The following is a 25,444-nucleotide window of genomic DNA, read 5'->3' as shown; positions in this document are numbered from 1 at the left end:
ATAAGCCCCAGTCTTCTCGTTCTCGGTGTGCTGGAGGGCGAACCTGCAGCATCGCGGCGGACCCGCTTCCCTGAGGCTTTTCCGCTCGCGGGGCGGTCACAGGGGAGTTCCTGCGAATGGTTGACGAGCGAGGCGGTGGCCGAACCAGGCGATCTGGGCACCGGAGTACAGCACCTGCAACGTCGGAGGGGCATCCTTCGATGTCCCTCCGACGCTCCGCCGGCTAGTTCTTCTTGTGGTACGCCTCGACGACCTCGGACGGGATCCGCCCACGATCGGACACCTCATACCCGTTCTTGCGAGCCCAGGCCCGAATCGCCTGGTTCTGCTCACGATCAGCCGCCGTCGGAGCCTTGGACACCACCGACAACGCAGCTACAGCCGGGGCCGCGACGGCCTTACGCTTGCGTCCACCAGCCCGGCGACCGTGTTCGACATACTGTTCGAAGATGTCACGAAGTTCTTCCGCGTTCTCCTCGGACAGATCAATGTGGTACGACACGCCGTCGAGACCGAACTCAACGGTCTCCTCCGCTTCCGTGCCATCAATGTCGTCGACAAGACTTACCGAAACTTTCTGAGCCACGCCACGTCCCTCCAGAATGAGATGTTGAACAACAGAATAGTATCCCTAAACCAGGCTCGGCTACACTTTGGCTTCAGATTTCGAAGCGGCGACGGAAAACACTTGTCCCGCGGAGCTCCCCGCGATTCCGGCCCTGTTCGCCGTGCGGGTTCCACTCAGGACTGGTCATCCGGTCATCGTGCTTGGCGAAACCGCAGTTCCGTGAGGCTCAGTCCCTGCCCTGCTCCGCGTGACGCTGCAGGATCGCGAGGATCTGCACACCTTGGATCCGCGAATCCTCCGATACGCCGTCTGCATCCGCGAGCTCCTCCGCGTCGAACCACTGCGCCTCGGACTCGGCATCATCGGAATAGTCGCCGTCCGGTTCGGCGACGAACACGTGGTCACGGTGGACGTGGAGTGTGTTGGTGTGGTTGTCGGGCCCGGCCGGGACCTCGGCGATCCACCACGGAGTCGCCATCGTCCGGTGAGGAAACCGGTTCGGAAGTGGCAGTGGCAGGAGCCTGCACCGTACCCCGGCCTCTTCGCGTACTTCGCGTGCGGCTGTCTCGGCGATGGTCTCCCCCGGTTCCTGATGGCCACCGGCCGGCAAGGTGATGTGCAGGCGGTGGTGCCAGATAAGCCCGATCATCCACCGCATCTGCCTGCGTTGCACCAGGAAAGTCGACGCTGTCTGCTCTGTGATCGTCACGAACCACGTTCCCATCTGCCAGCTTGCCTAGACAACCCTGTCACACTTTCTGGCAGCAGGTCAGCGTGAGCCAGCAGCACCATACCGACGCCCGCGGCACGTCACCCTTAATCTACGCTAGGTCCTTAATGGACAGTCTTGCTGCCGTCGCTCGAGAAAGCGTGAGTGGCGCTCAACCGCCATCGGCGCTTGTGGAAGAATCTCGCGCGGAAGCTGGCGTTCGCGCGAGATCACGGTCGCCCCATCCCGGCAGGGCGAGCAACAGCGGGTTTTGACGATGACCAAGGGCAACGCCGCACAGGCCGGCTCCGAGCACGATCAGCAGCCGGAGCAGCGGGCGTTCCGGTTGCTGGTCACGGGCGGTGGGACGGGTGGGCACACCTATCCCGCGCTGACCACCATCCGCACCCTGCAGGCCCGGTTGGCGGATCAGGGCATTGCGCATTGCCGGACGATCGCTCAGCGCGCAGTGCCTCCTCGCGAGACGGGTGGGTCCAGAGTGTGTTCCCTTGGGCGCCGTTTCTGTCGGAGACGGCGCCCGGGGTCGGGACATGCCCGTCATCGCTGTTTCGTCTCCGGAGCTGTTTGGCGAGGAGCGCATCCTCGACCTTGGCCGCCAGGGACGCGGCCCCAAGCCACTGCAACAGAATCGGCCGTAGTCGAGGCGGCCTCCCTCCTCGTTCACGGTGCGATGTGAAGCTAACTGGAAGAATTCGCGTGCTGTCGAATCACGTGCTGTCAGCCACAATGAACACTGTGCGTATTGCTGACTACACCCTGATCTCCCAGGACTGCCACGAGGACGGATCCGGATTCGCGGGGTTCCGCCGCCATCCCGAGGTCGCCGGTCTTGGCTGGCCCGACGACGTGCTCGAGCAATGGCTCTATGACCACGCGGGCAACGAGGCGTTCCTCCTCGACTATGCCGATGTCGACCTCGCGCAGATCAGCTGGGAGGTCGAAGCTGCTTCCACGGACCTGCTGGTCGAGACGCCGACCGGTGACTCCGACGGCGACTGTATTGATGAGTTCGCAGCCAACCCCGATTATTGGATCGAGGTACGCCACACAGGAATTCATAGGGGTGTAGCTCTCTGCTGGGAGATCCACGGCACGTGGAAGCGGTGGCCTGTGCTGATAGAGCGTTCACTGTTGACTCCCTCGGCGCCAGGGTTGCAGGTCGTCGAGGGACGAACACGGATCGGGATTCTCAAAGGTCGCCATCGCCAAGGTGACTTTGTCTCTGCTCAGCATCTGGTATGGGTCGGCCGGCCTCGACGCTGACGCTCACCGCGCGGGAGATTGCTTCCCGACACGAGTGACCGGCGGGTCTCTGCCAGTGCATCAATGGCATCGTGGTCCACTTCGGCGGGTCCTAGCACGTCATTGAGGTCCCGCTGCTGTCAGAGGAGCGTGACAGGTACCTCTGCGGGAGATGGTCTTCGGGATGTCGCGACGGATCAGGTCGTTAGGGCTAGCATCGACCGCAGTCTGCTCAACGCACTGCGCCCGTCGTCGGCGACGGTGTGCAGGCTGTGATTGTCGGCCGCACGAACGACGCGCTGGAGCTGATGTGGCAGTCGCCGGCTTTCGGCGGCGTGGATGGCGGCGGTGAGTGTGTCGGTGGCGCCGTTGTGGTCTCCCATAGCTGCGAGGGTTTCGCCGTGGGTGACGTGTTCGATGACCTGCCATTGCGGTGCGGCGGGTGCGGTCGCGGCGGGGCGTGACAAGACATTCAAGGCGTCGACAGGGCGGTTGAGGCATACGAGGCCGCGGGCGTGGATCTCGCGGAGAGAGAACGGGTTCAGCAGCATGCCGTCCTGATAGGACACCTGATCAAGCACACGGTGGCATTCGGAGATCGCTTCGGTGAAACGATGTTCGTGGCGTGCTTCGCCCGCGGCTCGGGCCAGGAGTGCGACGGCAGTGCCGCGGTCCTCGGGGGTGGTGGTGATAGCGGCGGCGTGCTCAAGGCGGGCGATCGCGGCGGGCAGCCGGTCTGCTTTGCGGAGCTCGTTGCCGTGCATGCGCAGGGCGTGCCCGAGGAAGGCGGGGTCTTCGAGGTGGCGGGCGATCAGGAGGGCTTTGCCGGTCCAGACAGCGGCGCCGGTGAGGCGCTCCTCGGGCAGGACCGTTCCCAGGGAGACCCCGAGGGACAGGCGGCCGTGGGCGAGCAGCCGAAGTGTGTGGGGATCGAGTCGGCCCTCGGCGGCGCGGGCCTCGAGCCGGGCCACCAGGGGCCACAGCTCGTTGACGGCGTCGACGGCGCGGCCGGCCTGGCGCGCGATGTCGGCCAGGCGGACGACGCTGTCACCGAACTGGACAAGTGCGGCGAAGTCGGCGTCGTCGGGATCGGTGACGCCGAGCAGGTGATACGGCAGGCCGAGACGGTGCGCGAGGTGCCGTCTGGCGCGGACGCCGTCAAAGGACCGTTTCCCGGTCTCGATCATCGCGATGTAGGACTTGTCGTAGTCCAGCAGCTGCGCGAGGTCCTGCTGGGACAGGCCATTGATGGCGCGGTAGGCGCGCAGAATGGTCGGCAGGTCTCGGGAGGCGAACGCCGCGACGGCACCGGGGTCGGACCACATCCACACCGCCGGTGTGAGCCGGGTCGGAGGGGTGGTGAGGGAGGCGGTGCTGCTGCGGCAGGCGGGACATGTTCCGGTCTTCGCGAACTCGCCGAGGCGGTGTCCGCAGCGGTCGCAACGCTGGCCCACGACAGGCCTACCTGACCGTGCTGTCCGCGGCCAGGCGAGTGAACCAGGTCGCGATCGACCGTTTGTAGCCGTCGGGCATAACGAGGTCCTGGACCTCGCCGGCGGTGAATTCGCCGACGCGTGTGTGTTCATGGCTCACGACCGGTGCGGCGCTCGTGGTGGCGCGGCAGCCGTAGGTCACGATGAACACGTCTTTCTTCGCGACGTCGATGTGGTACATCCACGAATCGATGATCTCCACGACGTCGACAGCGACGTGTGTCTCCTCGCCGATCTCGCGGGCGACACATTCCTCAGGGGTCTCGCCAAGTTCGAGGCGCCCACCAGGAAGTTCCCACTCGTCGCGTTCGTTGTGCAGCAGCAGCACGCGGCCCGAGCGCACGACGACGCCTTTGATCGAGACGGGGTAGCCGGGCATCGCCGACAAGCCTCCCTGTGCAAGGAACGAATAGAGGTGATCAGCACCGTAGCAGCCACCTGGAGAGATCGGCCGCTGACGATCTGTCAGTGGACACCTCCGGTGATCACCGGTTGTGCTGGAAGCCCGCCACACGACGAAGGAAGTGCCGGATGACCACGCTGGGGAACACCGAGGCACCCCCGCCGCCGCTGGACGTGACCCGCCCTCATGCCGCTGAACGGATCACCGCGGCACTGGCCGAGCACGGCGTCGCCGTGTTCCGCGGAGTCACTGGCCGGGCGGCGCTGCTGCGGCTGGCCACCGAGCTCGGTTCGGTCGTGTTGCACCCGCACAGCGATCCCGAGGGCGTCACCACGATCACGGCCCGGTCGGGGGCGACGCGTCCAGGGATGGCCGCGTTCACCGATAACGACCTCACCCCGCACACCGACCGCTCCAGCCTGTCCTCTCCCCCGGCCGTGGTGATGGCCGTATGTTCGCGGGCCGCGCCAACCGGCGGGGAAACCGTGCTCGTCGATGGCAGAGCGGTGCACGCGGCGCTGTGGGCGCACACGCCGGAAGCGGTCGCGGATCTGGCGGGCGCGCGCGGTGTGCTGTTCGGCGGGGCGGCCGGGTATCTCGGCGCGGTTTTCGAGCCTCGGGCCGACGGGCGGATCGCGATACGCCTCCGGCTTGACGACCTGGCGCGGTTCTCCCCACGGGCGCGACGGTGGCTTCCCCTGCTGCGGCAGGCGATCCGCGAGCACTCCGACACGCTGGCACTCCCGGCAGGACACGGGTATGTGGTGAACAACAGGTGGTGGCTGCACGGCCGCCACCGGTTCTCCGGCGACAGGGTGGTGTGGCGAGTCCTGCTCGACCCTCCCCCGGGTCGCGTTCATACCGGATTCCTCCCCGCAGCGACCACCAGTCTGCCCCGTCCGCACCCGACGATGAGCGAATCCATGTGAATCCGCCGCAGCGCCCGTGCACGGTCATCGTCGGCCTGCTCCACCGCACCTCGCTCAACGTTGCGCTCGCCGGGCCGGCCAACGCGGCGATCAACTCCGCCCGACATGCCGAGGTTCACCGCTGTCGTTAGCAGTCGAGGTAGTTGAAAAAGGGGCGTCCCCGCCCCGAATCCCAGGAGCTGGCCTGTCCTGCCCGCGTCCGCGAAGAGCGATGGCATCCCCGTGCGTGCATGTGAGAAACGGAGTCCAGATGAGCCCGAACAGTGCCTTGTGGATGAACTACGTCATCGGCATCGCGCGACAGGGTCCGCGGACCGGCCTGCGGGTAGGGATTGCGCTCGTCTCCCAGCAGGACGAGTTGCTGTGCTCGGCCTTCGAGGGAGAAATCCACGGCTCGTCCTGGTATCACGCTCTCCGGACCCGAATCGACGAACTCGGAATAGTCGGCGCGCACAGCGCATATCTGACGATCAATACCCTGGCGGCGAACCAGTCGTTCGACCTCGCGGAACTGGTGAAGGACGTGCGCATCGAGCGGATTTACATCGGCCTGCCCGACCCTGCGCTGACGAGCTACCTCGATGACGACCCCGTCACTTCCCCAGGCCAGGTACATCGCTTCCCTGACGATCTGCAGCGCAAGATTCTTCAGCAGAACCAGGACTTCTACGCGGCGAGCGAGCAGAATATCGGGTGCAACCCACACTACTCCACGAATCGCATTAGCGAAGCTGTCTCCACCGGATTACAGATGCGAGGATTTCCGCTCTCCAAGAGCGACGTCACCGCAAACAGGGCAAGACCTGCGCTCGCCACCTTGATCTGCGAGCGGTATGGCATCAAGGACGCGGAGGCTGATCGCGCCGTCAACGACGCACTGTCGGAAGCATTCGACACGAAGTACGGCACGTATGACGACGCGTACGATGCTCGCGCCGCCAACGCACACTGGACGGACGAGTTCATGTCGGTATTCAGCAGTTCGTCGTCAAGATCTCTGTCTGCCGTCAACATCCTCAACGTCGGTGTCGGCGCCGGTCACGAAGCAGCGGCCCTGTTTTCCGATTGCCTGCACATCACCTTTCTCGACATTGCGGAAAGTGGCCTAGCGAATATCGGTGGACGCATGCGGTCATCGAGAACCGTCGTCTCCAGCGCCGAGGACCTGTCTGCCCTACCAGGGAACAGTTACGACCTTTATGTGAGCTTGAGAACCTACAACTCGTCGTTCTTCGACACATCGGCGGCGGTCTCGGAGGCGCGCAGGGTACTGAAGCCCGGCGCTGTTATTATCGTCTCTGTGGCGAACGGATTTCTGCATACCCGGCAGGGCCGCGTCGTACCGGGTCTGCTTTTGCCCGGCACGTACTTCGTCGACCTCTACCGCGGGATGGACACCGTCAATCTGATTGGCGCGGAGCTCGACTGCACTGGATTCAAAGAGATCCGGATTCACTCCACAAGCACCGAGATCTACCTATCCGCTGTCGCCGCCTAACTGTTCAACCACCTCACCAGCCAGTGCCAGGGAAGGACATCTGCAATGAGCGGGCCAACGACGGTTGCCCAGCGGATCCTGCGATTCAACGAGGAACTCGCGGGAACCACGCTTGAGCTGCCTCCCGGCTTCACGGTCATCAACCCGTTCATCGGGCCCCAGAAAGAACGTGTCCGCGAGGTGACGACCGCGTTCTACCGCAAGTACTACGATGACGACAAGCCGCGCCGACTGGTCCTGGGGAGTTCGCCCGCTCGCCGCGGCACCGCCGTGACCGGGGTCCCGTTCGAGGACGCCAAACTCCTCGAAAGCGACACGGGAGTCGATGTCGACGGCTATGCGGTGAGCCGGCCTTCCGCCGGGTTTCTGCACGACGTCATCGGGCGCTACGGGGGCCGCGGCAAGTTCTATGCCGATTTCGTCATGAGTTTTGTGTGCCCTCTCGGCCTGACGAGAACGAACTCCAAGGGCAATGAGGTCAACTGCAACTACTACGAGAGCAAGCAGCTGGTGGCGGTCCTGCACTCGTTCCTCGTGGACTCGCTGGAACGCCAGCTGGAATTCGGAACCGACACCTCGGTGTGCTATTGCATCGGCAGCGGCGAGAACTTCGCGTTCCTCTCGAAGCTGAACGAGAGGAAACACTTCTTCCAGAAGATCATTCCTTTGGAGCATCCACGCTTCATCACTCAGTACAACCGGGATAGGGAGGATGAATTCGCTGAAAAGTATCTCAGCGCGTTTCGCGACAAAGGCGATTAGGCGCGGCATCCTCCGCAACGCTCGCCAGACCCCCTGCTAATTCGACGAAGGCCGGGCCTCAACGTACCCGGAGCGAGAAGGAGAGCACTGTGGCGACCGAGGGCAGGGTCCTGGTCCATTTCGGCTCGGACCGCGCAAGCGTCTACCGCTCACAGCGCGGCGAGCTGATGATGCTTCATAAGCAGCCGCTTGCGTTGGACGAACACCGGGCCCCGGAGGCGCTGGCAGAGCGCATCGCCGAGTTCTGTGCCGGACTCACGGACGTTTGCGAGGTCGTCGACAACAAGACAACACGCCTCTACGCCACCGGCGCCTTTCAGCAACTCCCGCAACCGCGCGCGGCCGCGCTGATCAACGCCGTCTATGTCGACACCGGCCTCTATCTCAACATTGTCGCCCCGGAGCTGGAGCAGTTCTACCTGCACACAGGGAGAACCGCGTGCGGATCGGACGCCATGATGGAGGGCCTCACCCGGCGGGAAATCCGGCATGCTGTTGTCTGCGGCAGCTTCCAGCACTCACTGGGGTACATCGAGGGTGTCATCACACGCCTGCGCGGCACCGGTTCCGCGGTGCTGAGTCCCCCGTCGACGAGGGTCAAGCCCGAGACCGCGGGTACCGACTTCATCCTCTTCGACTACCAGGACTTCCTGAAGAATAAACGCGACACGTGGCGGCACAAGTACGTGCACCTGGACACCTTCCGTCAGGCCGACGCTGTCGTCGTCTGCAACCCCGGCGGCCGCGTCGGGAAGGGGACCATCTTCGAGCTCGGTTTCATGTCCGCGCTGTCCAAAAGGGTCATCTTCACCGAAGAGCCCCAGGGCATCTCGGTCTTCTTCCCCTGCGAGGTCGGCCTGAACGCCTGAGCGCTCCCGCTGACCACTACCCCATCCCCCGCCTGTCCTCGAGTTGTCAACCGGAACCAACTGCGTCGCGGCGTACGGCACCAGGCGCAGCAGATCCCCGGGTGCTGCTCTTCCAACCACGTCTCATGTCTCGGCTACGACGATAGGGAAAGGATCTCCGCCGGTGAGCGATGCAGAAGCCGTCGACACAGTCCTCGACAGGCTACGAGCGATCGTCGCGTCCGTCCTCGACGTCGACAAGGACGACATCGAGCCCGATGCCCTGTTCTATGAGGACCTCGGCATCACCTCGCTGGACAAGGTCGCGATCACGGCCGGAATCGAGCGGGAGTTCGGAGTCCTGTCCCCGCAGGAATCGGCAGCCGTCACCAGCTTGGACACCGCAGTGGCCGTGCTCAGCGAACGCGCGACACGCCTCCACGAGATCGACTTGATCGACCGCCTGGTGGAGGGTCATGTGTCCGCGGGCCGCGGCTACAGAACCAGCTACCTCGACCCCCTGTCCGGAGAGATCACCTACGCCGCCCTCCTGGACGCTGCTTGCGGATACGCGGGCGCCCTCAGCGCAGCAGGCGTTGCGGCGGGCGCGCGCGGTCTCCTGGTCGCCGACGACTCCGTGGCGACCGTCGTCGCCGTCCTTGGCCTGTGGTGGCACGGCTGTGTCCCCGTGGTGATCAGCCCGATGCTGACGGACGGCGAAGTGTCCTACATCGCCGAGAACTGCGCGGCCACGATGGTGCACCTGGACGCGACCTCCACCAGGCAACGCGCTCTGGAGGCGCTGTTCGGGACGACAACCCGGTTCACCGGCCACGACGTCCGCGCCGCGCTGGCCACGACCGAGCAAGGTCCCGCTTACCGCCCGCAGGAGGCTGGACGCCGGGCCGCGTGGAGCGCGGGATGTGAGGCTCTCGTGCAGTACACCTCGGGTAGCACCGGCAAGCCGAAGGGGGTGCGGCACTCGGCGGGAGCGATCGCGGCGATGACCGCCGGCATTGGCACCGTCCTGGCGCTGACCGTCGACGACACCGTGCTGTCGACTGCCCGGATGTCCTTCGGCTACGGCTTCGGCAATTCCATCGTGTGCCCACTGGCGGCCGGAGCCCGAGTCGTGCTCATACGCGGCACGGTTGACGTCCACTCGGTCACCGTCGCGCTGCAGCAACACCATCCCACCGTGCTGTTCTCCGTCCCACGGCTGTACGCCGCGCTGCTGAACACCTCCGCGACGGCGGCGATCGATCCCACCTCGGTGCGGTTGTGCGTGTCGTCGGGCGAGCATCTGCCCGCTCCGCTCAGCGAGCGGATCCGTACCGTCTTCCAGGCCGAGCTCCTCAATGGGCTCGGGGCCACCGAGGTGCTCCACGTCGTCGTCGGCACGCCGCCAAGGGAACATCGACCGGGCACCTTCGGGGTCCCTGTTCCCGGAGTCACCGCCACCGTCCGCGCGGAGGACGGCACACCCGTCGCCGACGGAGAGGGCGGCCGACTCCACATCGCGGGCCCCACCGTCGCCGTGGGCTACATCGGCTGTCCCGACGCCGCGGCGGCCACCTTTGCCGACGGCGGCGCCTACACCGGGGACGTGGTGCGTCGAGCACCCGACGGCGCGTTCACCCATCTCGGCCGCACCGACGACCTGCTCAACCTGGGTGGCTACAAGGTCTATCCGCGTGAGATCGAGAAGGTCATCCGCGGCGCTGACGGGGTCCAGGACTGCGTGGTGGTCGGCGGCCGCGACGCTGACGGCCTGGAACAGGCCGTGGCGTATCTGGTCGCCCGGCCAGGCTTCGACACGGCCGTGGTGCGGCGGGCAGCGATGACCGCGATCCGTGACGGGCTGGCCGCCTCCAAGCGGCCAGCCCGGTTGGAATTCCTCGAGGAGCTCCCGACCACGTCGACCGGCAAGCTGGCCGCCTTCCAGCTCAGAGAGGCGGTGGCTCGACCGTGACCTGGGACATCACCGGGATGGCCGCCGTTGCCAACATCGGTGCCAGCCCCCGCGAGATCTTCGCCGCGTTGTGCGCCGGGCGGGAGAGCCGCCGGCCGCTGCGCGCGTTCGACCCGGCCAAGTACCGGGCGGCCTACGCCTACGAGATCGACGATCGGCCCGCGGACGGAACTGATATCCCGCTGCGTGCCACTCGCTGGCTTACCACCGTTGTTCGCCAGGCAGCTGCTGACGCGGGCTTGGGCGAGGACCTGTCGCAGCTGCCCGTGCTGGTGGGGACCACCATGCGCGAACAGCGCAGCCTCGAACTGTGGTGGCGTGACGGCGCGGACGTCGCTGTCGAAGACCTGCACTTCGGTACCGCATTGAAGGCGGCCTGTGGGGCGTCCACCACCTACACCTTCGCCAACGCGTGCTCGGCCACGCTGTACGCGCTCGGCATGGCCACCGACATGATCGCGCTCGGAATGGCCGACACGGTCATCGTCGCCGGCACCGACGCCGCCACCGAGAGCGGTTTCGGCACGCTCGACCGCGTGCAGAACGACATCCCCGACGCGCTGCGCCCCTTCGACACCACGCACAAGGGAATGCTGATGGGTGAGGGCGCGGCAGCGGTCGTCGTGCAGCGCGCGGGCACCGGCAGCGGGCACGTGCACGCCCGGGTACGGGGTGTGTCCATGAACTGCGACGCCCACCATGCCACCGCGCCCGACCCCGACGGCATCACCCGCGCGGTCCAGGACGCCTACCGCAGAGCAGGAGTGCGAGCGGACGACATCGATGTGGTGATGCTGCACGGCAGCGGCACACCCCGCAACGATGAGACGGAGGCGACCGTCCTAAGCCGCATCTTCCACAGCACACGACCCGGTCCGCGGATGACCGCCATCAAGGCGATGACCGGACACACCCTGGGCGGCTCGGGACTCCTCAGCCTGCAAATGGCGGTGCTCGCGATGAAGGACAGCACGGTGCCCCCGGTCCTGGGACTCACGAACCCGATCCCCGAGGCCGCTGGCCTGCACCTGGTCCAGGGCGCCCCCGCTTACGGTGCCCTGAACATCGCTCAGATCGACGCCTTCGGCTTCGGAGGGATCAACGCCGTCGCGATCGTGGAAGCGGCCCGATGAGCGGAACGACGAGCTCACCTCCGAATGCCCTGAAGGCATGGGCGGTCGTCGTCACAGGAATCGGGCTGGCGCTCCCCGGTGTCGCGACATACAGCGACCTACTCGGACCGCTGCCCGGCGAAGGCGGCTTCGACCCCGCGACCGGACTTCGCGGGCGCGAGATGCGCCAGAAGGACCATGCGTCCCGGCTCGCCCTGCGGGCCGCCGAATCCGCCCTCCACGACGCGGGCTGGACCGACCCCCACCCGTCGATCTCGGGCGCGGCTGATGCGACCGCCGTCGTGGTCAGCACCAACCTCGGCAACGTCGAGGACGTCTGCGCCGCAACCGACACCATCGCCGCAGAAGGCGCGTGGGGGCTCAGCCCGCTCGGCCTGCCTTCGACCTCGAGCAATGTCATCGCAGGCTGGGTGGCCATCCGCCACAGGCTGCGCGGCCCGAACCTCACCGTCTGCAACGGCGTCACCAGCGGTCTGGACGCTATCGCCTGGGCGCGAACCCTCATCGCAGCCGGACGCGCCGAAGCAGCCGTCGTCATCGGCGTCGAACCAGCCAATGACGTCACGGCGAAGTTGCTCGGTGCGCGGCCCACCGACGCCGCGGTCGCGATCGTCCTCGAACCAGCGACCACCGCCGCGTCCCGTGGCGCACGGCCGCGCGCCACGCTCGCCGGGTACGCACGGGCCCAAGATCTCTCCACCGCACTGACCACCGCAGGTGCGGCCGAGAAGCGACCCATCGGCCTGTGGCTCGGGGCCGAGACGGCCGCCGTGGCCAGTCAGCTGCACGCAGCCACTCGCCGGATCGACTTGGAATCCCAGCTCGGCCCGCTCTCCGGCGCACTGGGCGTTCTGCAGTGCGCCGCCGCGACTGCCCACCTGGACAGCGACGCCACCGGGAACGTGCTCGCCACGGTTGGAGGGTCTCCCCACGACGCGGCAGCCGCCCTGGTGCTGACTCCCTAAACCCCGCCACTCGTCCATCCAGCTCAGAGCCGAGGGGAACATCCATGACCAGAACGTCCGTGCACATCGAGGATCTCCGCGCTCTGATCGCCGGCGCCCTGGAGACCGAGCCCGGAGAGGTCACCGACGAGGCGCACTTCTCCGACGAGCTCGACATCGACTCGCTGCTGATGCTCGAGGTCGCAACCCGCGTGGAGACCGCGTTCGGCGTCCCAGCGAACACCGTGGCCAGCAGCGGCGCCACGACCCTCGCGCAACTGCACACCTTCGTCACCTCGACGCTCGTCGACGAGCCCAGTGCCGGCCCGGTCATCCGCCCGCGGCCACTGAACGATCCAGCGGCGCGCCTGTTCCTGTTCCACCACGCCGGCGGCTCGCACCTGCTCTACCGGGGCTGGGCGCAGCACTTCCCCCAGGACTGGGAACTCTGCCTTCTGGAGGCCCCGGGCCGCGGCCAGCTCCAGCACGTACCGCTGATCGACGACTGCGACCGGCTGGTCGACTACTTCCACACCGCTGTCGCTCCCCTGCTCGACCGGCCCTTCGGGTTCTTCGGCCACAGCATGGGAGCACTCATCGCCTACCAGTGCACCCGCCAGCTCCACCACGACGGAGGCCCACTCCCTCACTGGCTGGGCGTGTCCGCCTCCGAGGCCCCGAACACCGATGCCGTAACCGACAGCCGCCCTCACCTGATGTCCGACGAGGAACTGCGCCGCTGGCTGCGGGACGTCGGTGGCAGCACACCCCAGCTCCTCGACAACGACGACCTCTGGAGCACGTTCGCCCCGGCGTTCCGAAACGACTTCACACTCCTGGCCACCTGGGCTCGCCCCCGAGACCCCGAGCCACTGCCCGTTCCGATCACGGTATTCGGAGGAGACCGAGACACACTGATCAGCGAAGACCGCCTGCTCGCCTGGCACGCGTTCACAACGCACTTCCGCGGACTCCAGCGGTACGAGGGCGGCCACTTCTATGTGATGAACCATCAGCGGCCTCTCGCCTCGGCCATCACGTCCGCGATGCGTTCCGCCTCTGCCTGAACCCACCACGAAACCCGACAGAGAACCAACGTCACAGCAGGCCCGTGGATAGTGGGACGTCAGGCGTCGACCTCGGGGTGCATGAACCGCGCGGCTTGCCCAACGGCCGGGCGTTGGCGATTTCGGCTCGGGAGCTGTCTCCGATGTAGTCACCGACAACAAGCACCCACTGCGAGCACAATCCTCGACCTCCAGGGCCGCGGCCACAAGCAGGATCGGACCACAATTCGTGCGAAACTTCAGACCGCAACTCGGCTCGACGACAATTCTCCTAGCCCTGGTCTCCCGCAAATTCGCCTCAGCCATCACGGCCATGAAACGAGTGGAGCCTCAAATCACAACATGACGCGGGACGCTCAGCTACCGATTCGCCTCGGAGAGCTGCTCCACAGGCTGATCCCGTGCTGGGACAGCACCAATCCTCATGGAAGCGGGATCCGGCGGATTCCTGCGGAAACGAGAACGAAGGCCACCGAGATCATTTCCCTGGGAACCTTCGTGGCACCCGAGCGCTGGAACTGCTGGGCACAACATCCCTACCCGGCACCGCGGCGCCCGGAGAATCCAGCCGGTTACCGCGCCCACCGCCTCAAACTGCCGATTCATGAACCGTGCCGAGTACCACCAGAACTTGAACGAGCGACACGCAATCGGATGACGCAGTGACGAATGTGTTGCACACCGGCGATCTCGCGGCCCGGCCCCACTTCGCTGAGCACTAGCGACCGCGCCTCACCCCCGCACCCTGATCGATCCCATCACCTGGCACCAGCCCATCATCCGACCACGATCTCCGCGCTTCGACTAAGGGAGACCATGCCCACCGCCTCTCACCAGCTCGCCACCAAGCCTGTCGGCGCGCCGTCCACGCCAGGCCGTGCCGCGGACGTCGAGCAGATCATGGCGATCGCCGACACGCTGGCGCTCGACTACGGCCTCGACCCAGCAGAGATTTCACGTATCCCAGAAGGCACCGCGACGGACAACTACGCCGTCGTGGACCAGTCGGGACGTCGACACTTCGTCAAGGCCTACCGAGCTCGCGACAAGCTGGATCTGGAACGGGCGTCGATCGAACTGTCCGAGTACGCCGCCGACGGAGGTGTCGCTACCGCACGGATAGTCCGCTCGAGCGAACACGAACTCATCGAGACCCGCGGTCGCCTGCCACTGTCCCTGTGGTCCTACGTGCCACACACCGAGACCGCCGAAGGCACCCTGTCCGGTGCGCGGTGGTCAGCGGTCGGTACAGAAATGGGCCGCCTCCACCGCCGACTCGCCACTCATCCAGCCGCCGCACCCAGTCTGAAACCTGGTGCCACGTTGTGCGACGCCGCCGCCGCACGTGATCGCTTCGAGACCCTGATTAGCGCGTACGAGCACAAAACCGGTCTCGGGGAATTCGAGACCTGGGCACTGCAGGCAGCCCGTGAGCGGCACGCCGTCATGGGGGACGTCGACCGTGTCCTTGCTTCACTGCCACAGCTGACGGTCCAGGTCATGCACGGTGATCTGGCAGGCCCCAACGTCCTGTTGAAGGGCGACGACGTCGCCGCGATCGTGGACTTCGGGCCGCCCACACCAGGCTTCCTCGCCTGGGAAATCGTGCGTCTCGGCTGTGACCCTCAGAGCGTCCTGTCCAACGGCGTGGAGAACTGGCTCAAGGGATACACCGATCTCGCCCTCGCCTATCGAGACGCCCACCCTGAAGGGCACACGGACGACCTCGTCAGCTCGCTTCGCGTCGGCTGCGCGGCCAAGCTCTGCGCGACCTTTCCACTGTCGGCACCAGTGCAACGACCACATCTGGTCGACGCCGCCCTCGAGTCCTACGCACGGGCACGGCACGAGGCTGCGCTGATGCTGCTCGACCAGCTACCTGACCTGGAGGAAACCCTGCGTTTCGCTATTCGCTGAATGCATGACCTGTCGCTGCGAGGCTCGCGCTTCCGTCGGCACTGGCCAGGCACGAAGTTGCCGGCGGCGGGTCGTGCTCGTCGTAGTCCACGAGAACCGCGGCGAAGCCGCCACACAGCGGCTCGACGCCCCCGAACAGCCGAATGCGAACCGTGACGATCACTGACACCGACATCCGCGCCACCTTCACCACCTACCTCGACCACCATCCAGACGACGCCGCGGCCCTGACCGAACCGCTCGCCCTGCCCGACCAAGGCCCCAATTTCGGCGGGTATGGCATTGGTTCCAGTTCGGGTTGGGCAAGATGGGCCACGTGACAACTACGAACGATGCAAATGTGCGGACGAGCGCTCAGTTGCTCTATCTGTCTGTTGATCTTGGTGAGCGACCGACAACAGACGTCTTCAGCCGTCAAGCGCAGGCGCTAAACACGTTGGCAGTGCGTGCCACGTGGTTATCCAACACCGGGAAGGGGCAACTTTCAGGCACCCCTCTTATCGCTCCAGGCGCGCCTAATTCGGCAGTGCAGGTGGTGCGTATGAGTTTGGCCAGCCCGTGGGTCAGCGTGTTGGGGGGCCTGGCTGAACGCTCGGCTCCGGTTGGCTATGGCGTCGCGGCGTTATTTGGGCTGCGGCAACTGTTGAACATGGTCATGACCTGGCAGCGGCACCGGTTGGAGATCTCCGAGCGAGAGCAGGCAATGGAGCTGTATCGGGCAGCGGAACGCGAGATTGCGCCGATGGTTACTGATGAACAACGGCGTGTCAGTGTCGCCAACGAAATCGCCGGCGCCGGATCGGCCCTGGGCGATATCCGGGAAGCCGACCTGATCGACCCCGATGATCCGCGCGCCACCGGCGAACAGACAACTACGCACGACCTGTGACGTGCGCCGCGGCCAGTCGATCAGTTCCGTCTGTTCAAGTTGGCGAGAAGCTCGCGGTTCGCGGTCCGCGCGGCTTCCAATTCCTGGTCGCCACGCTCCTCGATCTGGCCTCGCAAGCCAACCACCTGTTTGTTCGAGGTCGTTGATCCGCCTCTGCAACTGGTCGACGCCTGGCGGGAGCGCCGAGCCCTGACTCCCGCCAGGCGTTCTCGCCGAGCAGCTCGGAGAGCTTCTTCTCCAGCTGACGATGTGAGCGGCCTGACGAGCGAGTTGCCTCTGGCCGTTCGCCAGGTCCGCTCGCGCGGGATACCAGGCTCACCATGCGCCCGCCGCCGTGCGCTGGGTCCTGCACGCCGAGCCGAGTAAAGCCGCGCATCTGCTTCACGGGCACGTCGCGGGTCACTGTCGAACTGCTTCCCGACCCACCCGGCCACATCCGGTTGCCCATCGCCGACGACGAATCATCGACCGCCTGGACGTCGACCAGGCGCGGGCTGGCCGCAAGATCACTCCGGTCACCTACGACGACGGCCAGTGCCTGCGGGCAGAACTCACCGACCTGCACGCACTCCGGCTGCCGTCTGTGGTCAAGGTGTAACCCGAGCCTGGACTGCTGCCGCATTGAGGTCGCGAGTCCCAGTCCGTGCCGAGCCGGGGCTGTCGGTCGGGTTACTGCCGTTCATGTGTTGTTCCTGTCTGGGCCGTATGGACAGGGTGTTCAGGCCCGGTGTCGTGTTCCTGGGCGTGCGCAGTCGTCGCTGGCGGCGTCGGAGTGCCGCCAGCGGGGATTTCCGCAAGTGAGTCCCCGGGGTCTCAGATGGTCGAGGTCCGCTGGATGTTCAGCAGGGGCGGGTCGGTGTCCTCAAGGTGGTCGAGCAGCGCGTCGACGCCGGTACTGGTGGATCGGGCGACCTCGCTGCTGGTGAGCGGGATCAAGGTCATCAGCTCGACCAGGACGTTCCGGTCCGCGCCGAAGATCGCGTCGAAGTCGTCGAGGTAGGGGTGGCCGCCGACGAGGACGCCGGTGATGTCGGTGCCGGCGAGCAGCGGCCGGTCGTTGCGGATCACCTGATTGTTGACGACGCCGCGGTGGTTCTCCTGGACGATCTTCAGGGTCGTTTCCACCAGGTAGAGCGCCGCGCCGTCCTGCCCGTGTTCGACGGAACACACGAGTTCCTGCGGGTACACCGCGGTGATGGGCTGGCTGGACAGGCCGTGGGTGGCGAAGGAGACGTACTCGGGGCGTTCGTGCCGCCAGATCTCGACACCGTCGACCTCGGTCTCCCGCCTGCCGTGGCCGAGGTAGCGGGTGAGGTGGTCGTCGAGGGCCTGCTCGGTCATGGTTGCAGCAGCTCCGTGAGGTCGGCGGGAAATCCGTACTGGCCCTTGGTGATCTCGGCCGGGGTGTGGCCGTTGGTCTCGGTCGCGGTCTTGTCCGCTCCGTGGGCCAGCAGGAGTTTGATCATGGCGCCGTCGGGCGATTTGCGCCATCGGATGACCGCGAGGTGCAGCGGTGTCGCACCCGGTGTGTAGACGGCCTGAACGTCCGCGCCGGCGTCGAGCAGTGCGCGGGCGGCGTCGACCTTGCCCTCTTGGACCGCGAAGTGCAGTGGCGTGTACGTGTTGCGGTTCTCGGTGATGTTCACGTCGACGCCGTCGGCCAGGCGGCGCTGGATAGCGGCGACGTCGCCTTCATAGGCTGCGTAATGGAGTTCGTCGCGTCCTTCGCGGTCCGGCTTGGTCATCACACCTCGTTTCCGTTGCACCGTATGCTACCTGGCTGTTTCACGCGGTTTACGGTGGTAGTTCGTATTTATGGCTGTGGTTGGCCTCGGGTGTTTCGAGGTGGTAGCGGCCGGGATCGTTCTGGTCTTCGATGACTTTCTCGCGGGAGTAGCCGTTCGCTTCGGCCTCGGCTTTGTAGCGCCACCATTCCGAGCCCGGCTGGTGCCCGAATTCGTATTTCCCGGGTTCGGGCACGGTCATTCCGGCGGGGTCGGGTTTGCCGGTGTCGGGGTCGATCTTGACGAGGCTGCCGTCGGGGTTGTGCGCGGCGGGAATCCGTGCACGGGAGCCCTGGCACACGAAGTCTCCGGAGCCGTCCGGCTGCCGTTCGGCGTCCCGGTAAATCGCTCGTTTGGTGCCTTGGCGGAGTTTGACCCGGTTCCGGGTCGGTTCGTAGACCGGACGTGGCCCCGGTGCCGCCGGCCCGCCGGTGCCGTCGTGGCTGGCGGGATCGGGTTTGTCGTTGTCGTGGTGGCGGCCGAGGCCGTCCTTGATGAGTTTCCCGGCGCCGAAGGTGGCGGCGGCGATGACCATGTCACCGGTGATCTTCCCGAGCGCCCGGTCGCCGCGGCCGGCGGCCCAGTCGTCCCAGGAGACCATCGCCTTGAGGGTGTCGACGGGGTGGGTGAGGTTGTGGGCCATCGCGGCGACCGTGCCACCCGGGTCGCTGACCGCGCCCCACAGCCCTTCGAGCAGGCCTTGGGCGCTGTCGAGCATGCCGCCGTAGAAGTTCGCGTCGGCCTGTTTCCGGGAATCCTGTGGCGCCAGCGCCGCCTCGGCCTTCAATGCCTCCGCGCATCGGTTTCCTTCGCCGAGGAGTTGCTGGCGTGCCCGGTGCAGGATGTCGCGGGCGGCTTGGCGTTTCGCCTCACCGGGGTCGGTGAAAGGCGGTGGCTGCACGACGGTCGGGTCACCGCGCTCGATGTTCGCCCGGTTCTGCGCGTCGGCCTGGGCACAGGCGTGGCCGTGGACGGCGATCGCGCGTTCGGTGTCGGCCTCGCCTTGTTTCCACTGGGCGATCGCCTCCGCGGCCTGGGCTTGGGCCCAGGCCAGGCAATTGGCGAGGTCGGTCAGCGCGAGCGCGGCGTTGTCCAGCGAGTCACCGGCAGTGCCCCAGCGCGGCACTTCGGTCTGGTGATCGTCATGGAACTGGTTCGACGCCGGCCCCTGCCACGCCCCGGTGTCGATCCGTTTCAGCGCATCACCCACCTCGAGCGCGTCCCGCGCCCGCTCATGCAGCACACGCGCGTTCTCGAACACCGCGTCCGGATCTCCCGGCACCAGCCCTTTCGGATCGTCGGTCTGCCCCAGCTCCGCGACCATCACCGGCCGCTCCCGACACGCGGCGGCGCGCTGACCGAGCCGAGCCCCGGATCGGTTTTCAGGGCGGCGAGGTTGGTGTGCTCGACCTCGCGGTAGGCCTTCGCCGCCGCACCCAGCAGGCCCCCGAGATCGCGAGCGCGATCCGCCAGCGCGTCCAGCCCGACACTCCACCGCCCGCAGAACTCCGCCAACGCGGCATGAACCCCGTCATGCCCATACAGCCGCGGTTCACCACACAGGCCGCGCAGCTCGAACCCCTCCTGGTCGCTCACGACCTCGCCCATGCCTTTCGACGCGCTTTCCAGCACCTCGAGCTCCACATGAAAACCCGGACCATCCACCCCTCGAGACCCCTCCCCTGTCGTCACACAGCCCGTACGAACCGGACGCTCGCTTAGTCCCGCGATTTCGCAGCCCACACACGCGCTACGAAATCCGCGGGAGCCACCCGTGACAACACCGGAAAACGGTGGTCGTCATCGGGGTCGACCATCACCGCGACCCCGTCCGGCACTAATTCCATAAAATCCGCACCTGTCGCGGACAAGTAGTCACATTCTCCGGCGTGCATGGCGAGCCGATCGAGTGACGAGAACACAACTGTCCACCGCCCTCTGTCGCCCAATTCGGTCACCAGCAACGCAGTTCCTTGTGGCCTCCGGGCGAACACCAGGGCGGACGCGAACACGTCCATAAAGTCGGATGGCCTCCGCTGACCGGCCTTGACCTGCAGCGCGACGGTCACGAGACGTGGCCCACCTCTCCCCTGGTCACCAGGCACGCACGAGACCGTACTAGGAGTGACCCTCAATGATCAATCCACCCCCGCCGCAACGAAACCTGCCCGGCCAGACTGCACTCCGGCCTGTGCCGCCATCGATATCGCACCGACACACCCGTGCCCGTACCACGTTTTCGGGACGTCCTGCATATGCCAGCGCGCGATCTCGCTGCCGGCAACCTGAACCCGCATACGGGCCCTGCGGGACGCGAGCGCTCCGGCCACCGTCGACACTCTGCCCGTCACGGTCATTGTCAGACCTGTGCGCTAGAAACTGAGCATGACGATGGTGATTGACGAGAAAAACCCGCGCGACAGCCAGCTTCCCGTAACGGTTCTGCCCTGGTTGCTACTGTCCGAGGTGTCGTCTCATGCCGTGAGGTTGTACTGCCTCTACAAGCTTTTTGTCCACTACCGTACTGACGCCGTGGACGGCTTGCCGCGATCTCCCAAGGAGTTTGCGGCAGTCCTCCGCCTTGACGATATTGAGGAGTACCACGCGGTTCATCAGGAACTGATCGCCGTCGGAGCCGTTACAGAGGAGCATCGGATCGACGACGCCGGCCTCACGCATACGACCTTTCTGCTGAACGACCTGAGTCCAAGCCAAATAGTCAAGGAAGACGAACGCAGCAGGCAATTGACCGAGCGGTACGCGGCCAAGTATGCCGCCGCGAACACACCCGGGCAGGCCTGCCCGCTGCTCAAAGGTTTCGTCTATGTGATCGGGCAAGTTGGATCAAACGTTGTCAAGATCGGATACTCTATCGACGTGAGTTCCAGGCTGAAGAGTCTTCAAACCAGCAACCCCAACCCCCTGGAAGTACGCTGGTACACGCCTGGCGACAGGCGCTTGGAGGACGCCTTGCATCTGCGGTTTGTGAAGTACAGGACCAACGGCGAATGGTTCGATTTTGGCCACCTGGATCCTGTAGTGGAAGTACGGGCGGCGGTCAGCGAGTTCCAGCGCCGCCGCGTCGGCGATGTGTGAGCACCGTCGCGAATGAAGCATCACAGGGCTACACGGAGGACGCGGCGACGGCGCTCACGTCATTTCTTCCCGCAGGAACGCCACCCGACGTTCTCGTTTACATGGCACCTGAAGCCCTGACGCTGCTGTCTCCAGGCGCCCTTCAGCCCCCGCGCCACACGTTTCACCCGCACGGTGACTGTGCACTGCAGCCTCCTATTTTCAGCGGTGTTGGGAGTGCTCCAGCCTGTATCGTTGACGAATCTGGTCGACGGGCAGCCGTAGCTCGCTCATTTCGCGGTGTCTGCGAGGAGGTTCGTCGAGGCCGTAGCTGACTTGGTTGCCGAGCCATGTCCGCCAGGCACGTGATGGACGTACGTCGTCCCCGATGCCATCGGCGCGCATGATCGCGGACTCGATGGCGTGGGCCAGTGCGCTCGGTCCCCCGCCGGAATATCCAAAGGACCACTGGTCCACTCGGTGGCCGGGATCCAGAGGTAGCGGAGTGATGCCGATACCCGGCCCGGTGATGTAGGCGGCCCGGTCGCCGTCTACTGGTCCGTCGGCGACGATGTCAGTCCCGGCGGGGATGCCGGAGCGCGGTGGCCGCAGTGGCCACTCGGTGAGGTACCACTCGGAGCGCGGTGTTCTCGGGTCACCGGGGTTGTGGATGACAAGAGCGCCACGAGTGTCGTAGCCGTAGCGCAGCCCCTCCCTCTGCGTAGATCCGAGCTGGCCGTCGAGGACGCGGTACGCACGGGTGTTCGCCGGTGGAGTGTCCTGCCAGGACACGGAATCGAGATAGGCACGGTCGTGTGTGCCGTGGACGTGCAGTGTGCGCGGAACGCTGTCGGGGTGGTCGTTTGCGCGGAACGTTGGATCGAAGACGCCGAGGTAGAAGGCGAGGAGGTCGGCGGCGACCGTGAGCGCCTCCGTCAATGCTGGATCGTGCCGATCGGAGAAGGCGTCGACATCCTCGATCCAGGTGCGTAGGCGCGCGAGGAGATCGCGCCGGTCACGGTGGTCGGCCGGGTCTTGCGGGATGACGAATTCGGTCGGGTACTGGCGAAGGATCTCCAGCTCGGCATCGTCCGGGCGCGGCGGGACCAGCCGTGCTGCCCAGGCGTCCGGCCAGTGCGCAAGGCGGGCGTCCGGAAGCTGGGGTGGGTGGGTTCCGTCGTTGAAGCTGTGTCCTTTCGCCTGGTCGAGGCGTACCTGCGCGTCGTCAGCGAGAAGCCAGATAGCTGCGTCGAGGTCGTCCAGGCGCGAGGCATCGTTGAGGTCTTGCCGTGTCCAGTGCAGGTAGTTGATCGCTCGCATCAGACGCCCGAAGTCCACGGTGTCGTGGGGAACGTCGAGTGTCCGCCGCCTGCGTTGCCATTCCTCGATGACCGCGGGCCGGTAAGCGGGGCCGGGGTATGCCTCGACGTCGGCGTTGAGGAGACGTTCGATTTCTCCCAGGGTGGCTTTGCGGCGCCACTGGCGGGGTGCCGGGTCCTGCGAGGCGCCTGGCGGGGTTCTGCGCCAGCGACGCCGTTCGTGACTGTCATCCCGATCGACGCTCTCGGCACCGGTGATGACGTGGTGCACCTGCTGGTAATGGATTCGGTGCTGCTCGTATGGCCTGTAGAGGAACCAGGTGATGGAGGTGTCCGGAAGATCCAGGTCAGATGCGGCGGCACGCAGGCACTCGTGAAGGGCGTCGGCGACGTCTACTCCGTCTGCCAGGGTGCCGAGCACCGCGACCGTCCGCCGGCCTTCGGCGGCGTCACCCTGCCAGACACGCAGGTGCATCGGCTTCCGTCCTCTCCTCGGGCCCAGGTCGACCTCGAGGACGCGGTCCCTGATTCGTGGCAGCGGCTCGGTAGCGCTGGGCAGCAGACCCGCGACGGGGCTGGTGGGCTGGCCCTGCCGCCGCAGTTTGATCGCGGCGATGTCTGTCCAGTACCAGGCCCCGACTCGGGCGCCGAGATCGACCGGCTCGGGTAGCTGGCGATCGGCGGCCAGCTGGCGCACCCGAGAGGCAGACACCCCGAGCACGTCGGCTACTTGGTTAATGGACAACAAGTCAGTGTCAGGCTCGGTCACGGCTCCGCCTTCCGCCTCGGATTAACGGATACGTTAGCGGCATGCGTCGGCGATAGCAACGCCTTGTGGCACCGAGGCTGGCGCGTCAGCCACACCCCTGGCCTACCTACAGGCATCGCCGCCAACGCGTCGAATGCAGGTGCCGCGTCGCGGGTACGCGCGCGTGAATCAGTGCGGTGATCGGCATGCACGCGTTACCGCGTGCCGCATCGGACCTCCGAGGCAGTAGCCATCCGGCGAGGATGCTGGACCGGTCAACTTTGATCAGTCTTCCCGCCAGTCAGAAGGGTCGGGTCGGGCGAACTCCGGACCCGCAGGTGGCGCCTTCCCGGTGAACTGCACTGCTGCGGATTCTGGGTGCGAGGACGACGTGGCGAGGTCGGCCCAGTCCAGTTCAGGGAATCCGGTGTCTCCGACCCGCGTTTTAGTTGAGAACTGCGCATCGGCGAAGTTGGGGATGCTTTTGGTTTTCGCCCCACTGAACTCTGCGTGTTGGGCGAATTTCGCCTTGCTGAATGTCGCGTCCCCCGTGAACTGTGTTCGTTCGAATTCCGCATCTGTGTCGAATCTCGCGTCGAAGAATGAGGCGTCACCAACGAATTTTGCGCCCGCGAACCTAGCATCTCCAGTGAAGTCTGCCTCGTTGAACCGAGAGCTCCGGGCGAACGTGGCATCGTCGAAAAAGGTTCGATCGCCAAACTCGACTTTTTCGAAATTTGCGCTTCCGCCGAAATTCGTACGATTAAACCAGGAGACACCCGCGACCTTTGCTCCCTCGAACCTGATGTCGCCAGCGATGTCGGTCTCGAAGAACCAGGCGTCCCTGCCGAACTGAGCTCCGAAGAACCCGGCTCCACCGGAGAATTGCGCCCAGCTGAAGACAGCGTCGCTGGTGAACCGGGTTCCGCTGAACCAGGCGGCCCCGACGAATTTCGCTCTGGCGAACTCGGCCTCGCTGACCTTGCAGTCACGTAGCTCGAAGTCAATGAGCGTCGCGCCGGTGAGGTCAATGTTGATCCCTTCCCAGAACGTGCTTGCTGGGGTAGGTCGGAGGCCGGGGCGCAGGTGCCGCGCGAGGAGCCGTTGGGCAGCGGTCCGTACTTCGCGTTCCTGCAGGGCTCCGTCATCACCCTCCACCGCTAGGGACGGCCCGCCATGAGCCCGCGACGAGCTTCTGACCCGCGCCGAAGCCGCGGCCGACAACGGCCGCTTCACCCCCAGCCGACGGGGCCGAAGCAAACCGAGCGGAGTATAGGGGCTCCGCAGATATGCGCACACGACGTCAACCACTGTCTGTCGTAAGCTCGGGTTGTCTTGCGCCACCCTCTCGAGGGCGTAGACGCCTCCCGTTCGCACCGCAGCCTTATCGGAGCCGAGCTGCTCGACAGCCTTCAAATACAGCTCGTTGAGCCGCCGCTCCCTCGAATCGAGCTCATTGTGTTCCATGGCTCGTACCGCCAACTCGTGAGCCTCGTACTTCTGCAGCAGATCCAGCTCAGCGGAACGCTGCCGCCGAACCGCCAGCCACAACCCCACCACTCCCCCAAGACCGATGCCAAACGCACCCGCGGTTCGCAGTGCATCCAACTGATCGCGCGTCACCCCACGCCCCAGGAGCAACCACGCTGCCCCGGCCGCGATCAGCACCATCACTGGAACGCCGGCAGCGATCACCCACTTCGGAATTGGACGCAGCACAGGCCGCGCCGATGTCGCGCGGCCGACGGGCGGCTCTGCGCCGTGTGGTGCCGGATCTTTCAGCTCTGCTGCCACTAATGACCAATCGCTCGCGAGCCAGCATCTGCTACGTTGCCTTTGGGCCGCACCCAACGGCCGTTATCGGGCAACGTGTCGCCGCCGCTTCTGACCGGCGCGCTGCTGGCCCTTGCTGAACCAGTGTCAGATCGACACCAACGGCGATTGCGAAGCATGTCCTCACCCCCAGTGGCGCCGACGATCCCCACGTCAGCTCCCTGCTCGACCTCAGTGTCCTGCTCGCAGACCTGAGCAACGTCACTGATGCCACCGGCTGACACGCACTGCGCCCCGCGGACCGAGCCCGATACTCACACAGCGGATCGAAATGCTCGTCGGAGGGTTGC

25 protein-coding genes are annotated in these 25,444 nt (G+C 65.8%); 13 read left to right on the top strand and 12 right to left on the bottom strand.

Annotated features, from left to right (window positions below; genetic code table 11):
- Positions 1-223: 223 nt before the first annotated feature.
- From ED92_RS10750 to ED92_RS42880, 3 genes are all read right to left on the bottom strand, one after another.
- A complete protein-coding gene (locus ED92_RS10750; RefSeq protein ID WP_037336527.1) occupies positions 224-586 on the bottom strand; it encodes an Lsr2 family protein in 363 nt (120 codons plus the stop codon).
- A gap of 208 nt (positions 587-794) precedes the next feature.
- A complete protein-coding gene (locus ED92_RS10745) occupies positions 795-1,292 on the bottom strand; it encodes an NUDIX domain-containing protein (RefSeq protein WP_052120460.1) in 498 nt (165 codons plus the stop codon).
- A 157-nt stretch (positions 1,293-1,449) separates the two neighbouring features.
- On the bottom strand, positions 1,450-1,722 hold the full coding sequence (locus ED92_RS42880) for a hypothetical protein (RefSeq protein WP_162483733.1): 273 nt from the start codon (positions 1,720-1,722) through the stop codon (positions 1,450-1,452).
- Positions 1,723-2,033: 311 nt separating this feature from the next.
- On the opposite strand from ED92_RS42880, the gene ED92_RS10740 reads away from it, so the two are divergent.
- Positions 2,034-2,561, top strand: a complete 528-nt coding sequence (locus ED92_RS10740; protein WP_037339749.1) for a hypothetical protein — start codon at positions 2,034-2,036, stop codon at positions 2,559-2,561.
- Positions 2,562-2,737: 176 nt separating this feature from the next.
- Here ED92_RS10740 and ED92_RS42455 read toward each other — a convergent pair whose 3' ends face one another.
- The gene (locus ED92_RS42455) at positions 2,738-3,994 is read right to left on the bottom strand and encodes a helix-turn-helix domain-containing protein (RefSeq protein WP_052120457.1); all 1,257 of its coding nucleotides are present in this window, start codon (positions 3,992-3,994) and stop codon (positions 2,738-2,740) included.
- Between the two features lie 7 nt (positions 3,995-4,001).
- Positions 4,002-4,412: an NUDIX domain-containing protein gene (locus ED92_RS10730; protein ID WP_037336525.1), complete on the bottom strand. Its 411-nt coding sequence runs from the start codon at positions 4,410-4,412 to the stop codon at positions 4,002-4,004.
- A 152-nt stretch (positions 4,413-4,564) separates the two neighbouring features.
- Here ED92_RS10730 and ED92_RS10725 point away from each other — a divergent pair, with 152 nt between their 5' ends.
- From ED92_RS10725 to ED92_RS10680, 11 genes are all read left to right on the top strand, one after another.
- The gene (locus tag ED92_RS10725; protein ID WP_052120455.1) at positions 4,565-5,365 is read left to right on the top strand and encodes a TauD/TfdA family dioxygenase; all 801 of its coding nucleotides are present in this window, start codon (positions 4,565-4,567) and stop codon (positions 5,363-5,365) included.
- Positions 5,366-5,615: 250 nt separating this feature from the next.
- Positions 5,616-6,863, top strand: a complete 1,248-nt coding sequence (locus ED92_RS10720; protein WP_037336522.1) for a class I SAM-dependent methyltransferase — start codon at positions 5,616-5,618, stop codon at positions 6,861-6,863.
- A 45-nt stretch (positions 6,864-6,908) separates the two neighbouring features.
- Entirely contained in the window at positions 6,909-7,625 is a 717-nt protein-coding gene (locus ED92_RS10715) for a uracil-DNA glycosylase family protein (protein ID WP_037336521.1), read from the top strand.
- Positions 7,626-7,714: 89 nt separating this feature from the next.
- Positions 7,715-8,494 (top strand): hypothetical protein, encoded by a 780-nt coding sequence (locus ED92_RS10710; protein ID WP_037336519.1) that lies wholly within the window; start codon positions 7,715-7,717, stop codon positions 8,492-8,494.
- A 163-nt stretch (positions 8,495-8,657) separates the two neighbouring features.
- Positions 8,658-10,445 (top strand): AMP-binding protein, encoded by a 1,788-nt coding sequence (locus ED92_RS10705; RefSeq protein WP_200882688.1) that lies wholly within the window; start codon positions 8,658-8,660, stop codon positions 10,443-10,445.
- Entirely contained in the window at positions 10,442-11,578 is a 1,137-nt protein-coding gene (locus tag ED92_RS10700; protein ID WP_037336516.1) for a beta-ketoacyl synthase N-terminal-like domain-containing protein, read from the top strand. The genes ED92_RS10705 and ED92_RS10700 overlap by 4 nt, the downstream gene beginning before the upstream one ends.
- Positions 11,575-12,543 carry a beta-ketoacyl synthase N-terminal-like domain-containing protein gene (locus ED92_RS10695; protein WP_052120452.1) on the top strand — a complete coding sequence of 323 codons (969 nt, stop codon included), beginning with the start codon at positions 11,575-11,577 and terminating at the stop codon, positions 12,541-12,543. The genes ED92_RS10700 and ED92_RS10695 overlap by 4 nt, the downstream gene beginning before the upstream one ends.
- 44 nt (positions 12,544-12,587) lie before the next feature.
- A complete protein-coding gene (locus ED92_RS10690; RefSeq protein WP_052120448.1) occupies positions 12,588-13,589 on the top strand; it encodes a thioesterase domain-containing protein in 1,002 nt (333 codons plus the stop codon).
- Positions 13,590-14,489: 900 nt separating this feature from the next.
- A complete protein-coding gene (locus tag ED92_RS10685) occupies positions 14,490-15,506 on the top strand; it encodes a phosphotransferase enzyme family protein (protein ID WP_037339733.1) in 1,017 nt (338 codons plus the stop codon).
- 152 nt (positions 15,507-15,658) lie between these two features.
- Positions 15,659-15,826, top strand: a complete 168-nt coding sequence (locus ED92_RS43130; protein ID WP_200882687.1) for a hypothetical protein — start codon at positions 15,659-15,661, stop codon at positions 15,824-15,826.
- A gap of 221 nt (positions 15,827-16,047) precedes the next feature.
- Positions 16,048-16,395 carry a hypothetical protein gene (locus ED92_RS10680; protein ID WP_037336515.1) on the top strand — a complete coding sequence of 116 codons (348 nt, stop codon included), beginning with the start codon at positions 16,048-16,050 and terminating at the stop codon, positions 16,393-16,395.
- Positions 16,396-17,208: 813 nt separating this feature from the next.
- Here the strand turns inward: ED92_RS10680 and ED92_RS10675 are convergent.
- From ED92_RS10675 to ED92_RS41320, 5 genes are all read right to left on the bottom strand, one after another.
- Complete coding sequence (locus ED92_RS10675; protein WP_037336513.1) at positions 17,209-17,736, bottom strand: suppressor of fused domain protein; 528 nt, start codon at positions 17,734-17,736, stop codon at positions 17,209-17,211.
- Positions 17,733-18,140, bottom strand: a complete 408-nt coding sequence (locus tag ED92_RS10670) for an ankyrin repeat domain-containing protein (RefSeq protein WP_037336511.1) — start codon at positions 18,138-18,140, stop codon at positions 17,733-17,735. The genes ED92_RS10675 and ED92_RS10670 overlap by 4 nt, the downstream gene beginning before the upstream one ends.
- A gap of 49 nt (positions 18,141-18,189) precedes the next feature.
- Complete coding sequence (locus ED92_RS41325; protein ID WP_052120446.1) at positions 18,190-19,503, bottom strand: putative T7SS-secreted protein; 1,314 nt, start codon at positions 19,501-19,503, stop codon at positions 18,190-18,192.
- Entirely contained in the window at positions 19,503-19,823 is a 321-nt protein-coding gene (locus ED92_RS10660; protein ID WP_235213240.1) for a hypothetical protein, read from the bottom strand. Before ED92_RS10660 ends, ED92_RS41325 begins: the two co-directional genes overlap by 1 nt.
- A gap of 74 nt (positions 19,824-19,897) precedes the next feature.
- Positions 19,898-20,248, bottom strand: a complete 351-nt coding sequence (locus ED92_RS41320; RefSeq protein ID WP_052120444.1) for an SseB family protein — start codon at positions 20,246-20,248, stop codon at positions 19,898-19,900.
- Positions 20,249-20,564: 316 nt separating this feature from the next.
- Here ED92_RS41320 and ED92_RS41315 point away from each other — a divergent pair, with 316 nt between their 5' ends.
- Complete coding sequence (locus ED92_RS41315) at positions 20,565-21,275, top strand: GIY-YIG nuclease family protein (RefSeq protein WP_052120442.1); 711 nt, start codon at positions 20,565-20,567, stop codon at positions 21,273-21,275.
- A 201-nt stretch (positions 21,276-21,476) separates the two neighbouring features.
- Here the strand turns inward: ED92_RS41315 and ED92_RS10645 are convergent, their stop codons facing one another.
- Positions 21,477-23,342, bottom strand: a complete 1,866-nt coding sequence (locus tag ED92_RS10645; RefSeq protein WP_037336506.1) for an AlpA family transcriptional regulator — start codon at positions 23,340-23,342, stop codon at positions 21,477-21,479.
- Between the two features lie 264 nt (positions 23,343-23,606).
- Positions 23,607-25,115 (bottom strand): pentapeptide repeat-containing protein, encoded by a 1,509-nt coding sequence (locus tag ED92_RS41310; protein WP_152610904.1) that lies wholly within the window; start codon positions 25,113-25,115, stop codon positions 23,607-23,609.
- Positions 25,116-25,444 lie beyond the last annotated feature (329 nt).

It is taken from the genome of Amycolatopsis sp. MJM2582, from assembly GCF_000754115.1.
GTDB lineage: Bacteria > Actinomycetota > Actinomycetes > Mycobacteriales > Pseudonocardiaceae > Amycolatopsis > Amycolatopsis japonica.
Note: the sequence above shows the minus strand (reverse complement) of the source record. Positions and strands in the feature narration are given on the sequence as shown.

Excerpts from the sequence above, each read along its gene's own strand:
- ED92_RS10745 (WP_052120460.1), bottom strand. The coding sequence starts at position 1,292 with ATGGGAACGTGGTTCGTGACGATCACAGAGCAGACAGCGTCGACTTTC.
- ED92_RS42880 (WP_162483733.1), bottom strand. The coding sequence starts at position 1,722 with ATGCGCAATGCCCTGATCCGCCAACCGGGCCTGCAGGGTGCGGATGGT.
- ED92_RS10730 (WP_037336525.1), bottom strand. The coding sequence starts at position 4,412 with ATGCCCGGCTACCCCGTCTCGATCAAAGGCGTCGTCGTGCGCTCGGGC.
- ED92_RS10725 (WP_052120455.1), top strand. The coding sequence starts at position 4,565 with ATGACCACGCTGGGGAACACCGAGGCACCCCCGCCGCCGCTGGACGTG.
- ED92_RS10720 (WP_037336522.1), top strand. The coding sequence starts at position 5,616 with ATGAGCCCGAACAGTGCCTTGTGGATGAACTACGTCATCGGCATCGCG.
- ED92_RS10715 (WP_037336521.1), top strand. The coding sequence starts at position 6,909 with ATGAGCGGGCCAACGACGGTTGCCCAGCGGATCCTGCGATTCAACGAG.
- ED92_RS10695 (WP_052120452.1), top strand. The coding sequence starts at position 11,575 with ATGAGCGGAACGACGAGCTCACCTCCGAATGCCCTGAAGGCATGGGCG.
- ED92_RS10690 (WP_052120448.1), top strand. The coding sequence starts at position 12,588 with ATGACCAGAACGTCCGTGCACATCGAGGATCTCCGCGCTCTGATCGCC.
- ED92_RS10685 (WP_037339733.1), top strand. The coding sequence starts at position 14,490 with ATGGCGATCGCCGACACGCTGGCGCTCGACTACGGCCTCGACCCAGCA.
- ED92_RS10680 (WP_037336515.1), top strand. The coding sequence starts at position 16,048 with ATGAGTTTGGCCAGCCCGTGGGTCAGCGTGTTGGGGGGCCTGGCTGAA.
- ED92_RS10675 (WP_037336513.1), bottom strand. The coding sequence starts at position 17,736 with ATGACCGAGCAGGCCCTCGACGACCACCTCACCCGCTACCTCGGCCAC.
- ED92_RS10670 (WP_037336511.1), bottom strand. The coding sequence starts at position 18,140 with ATGACCAAGCCGGACCGCGAAGGACGCGACGAACTCCATTACGCAGCC.
- ED92_RS41325 (WP_052120446.1), bottom strand. The coding sequence starts at position 19,503 with ATGGTCGCGGAGCTGGGGCAGACCGACGATCCGAAAGGGCTGGTGCCG.
- ED92_RS41315 (WP_052120442.1), top strand. The coding sequence starts at position 20,565 with ATGACGATGGTGATTGACGAGAAAAACCCGCGCGACAGCCAGCTTCCC.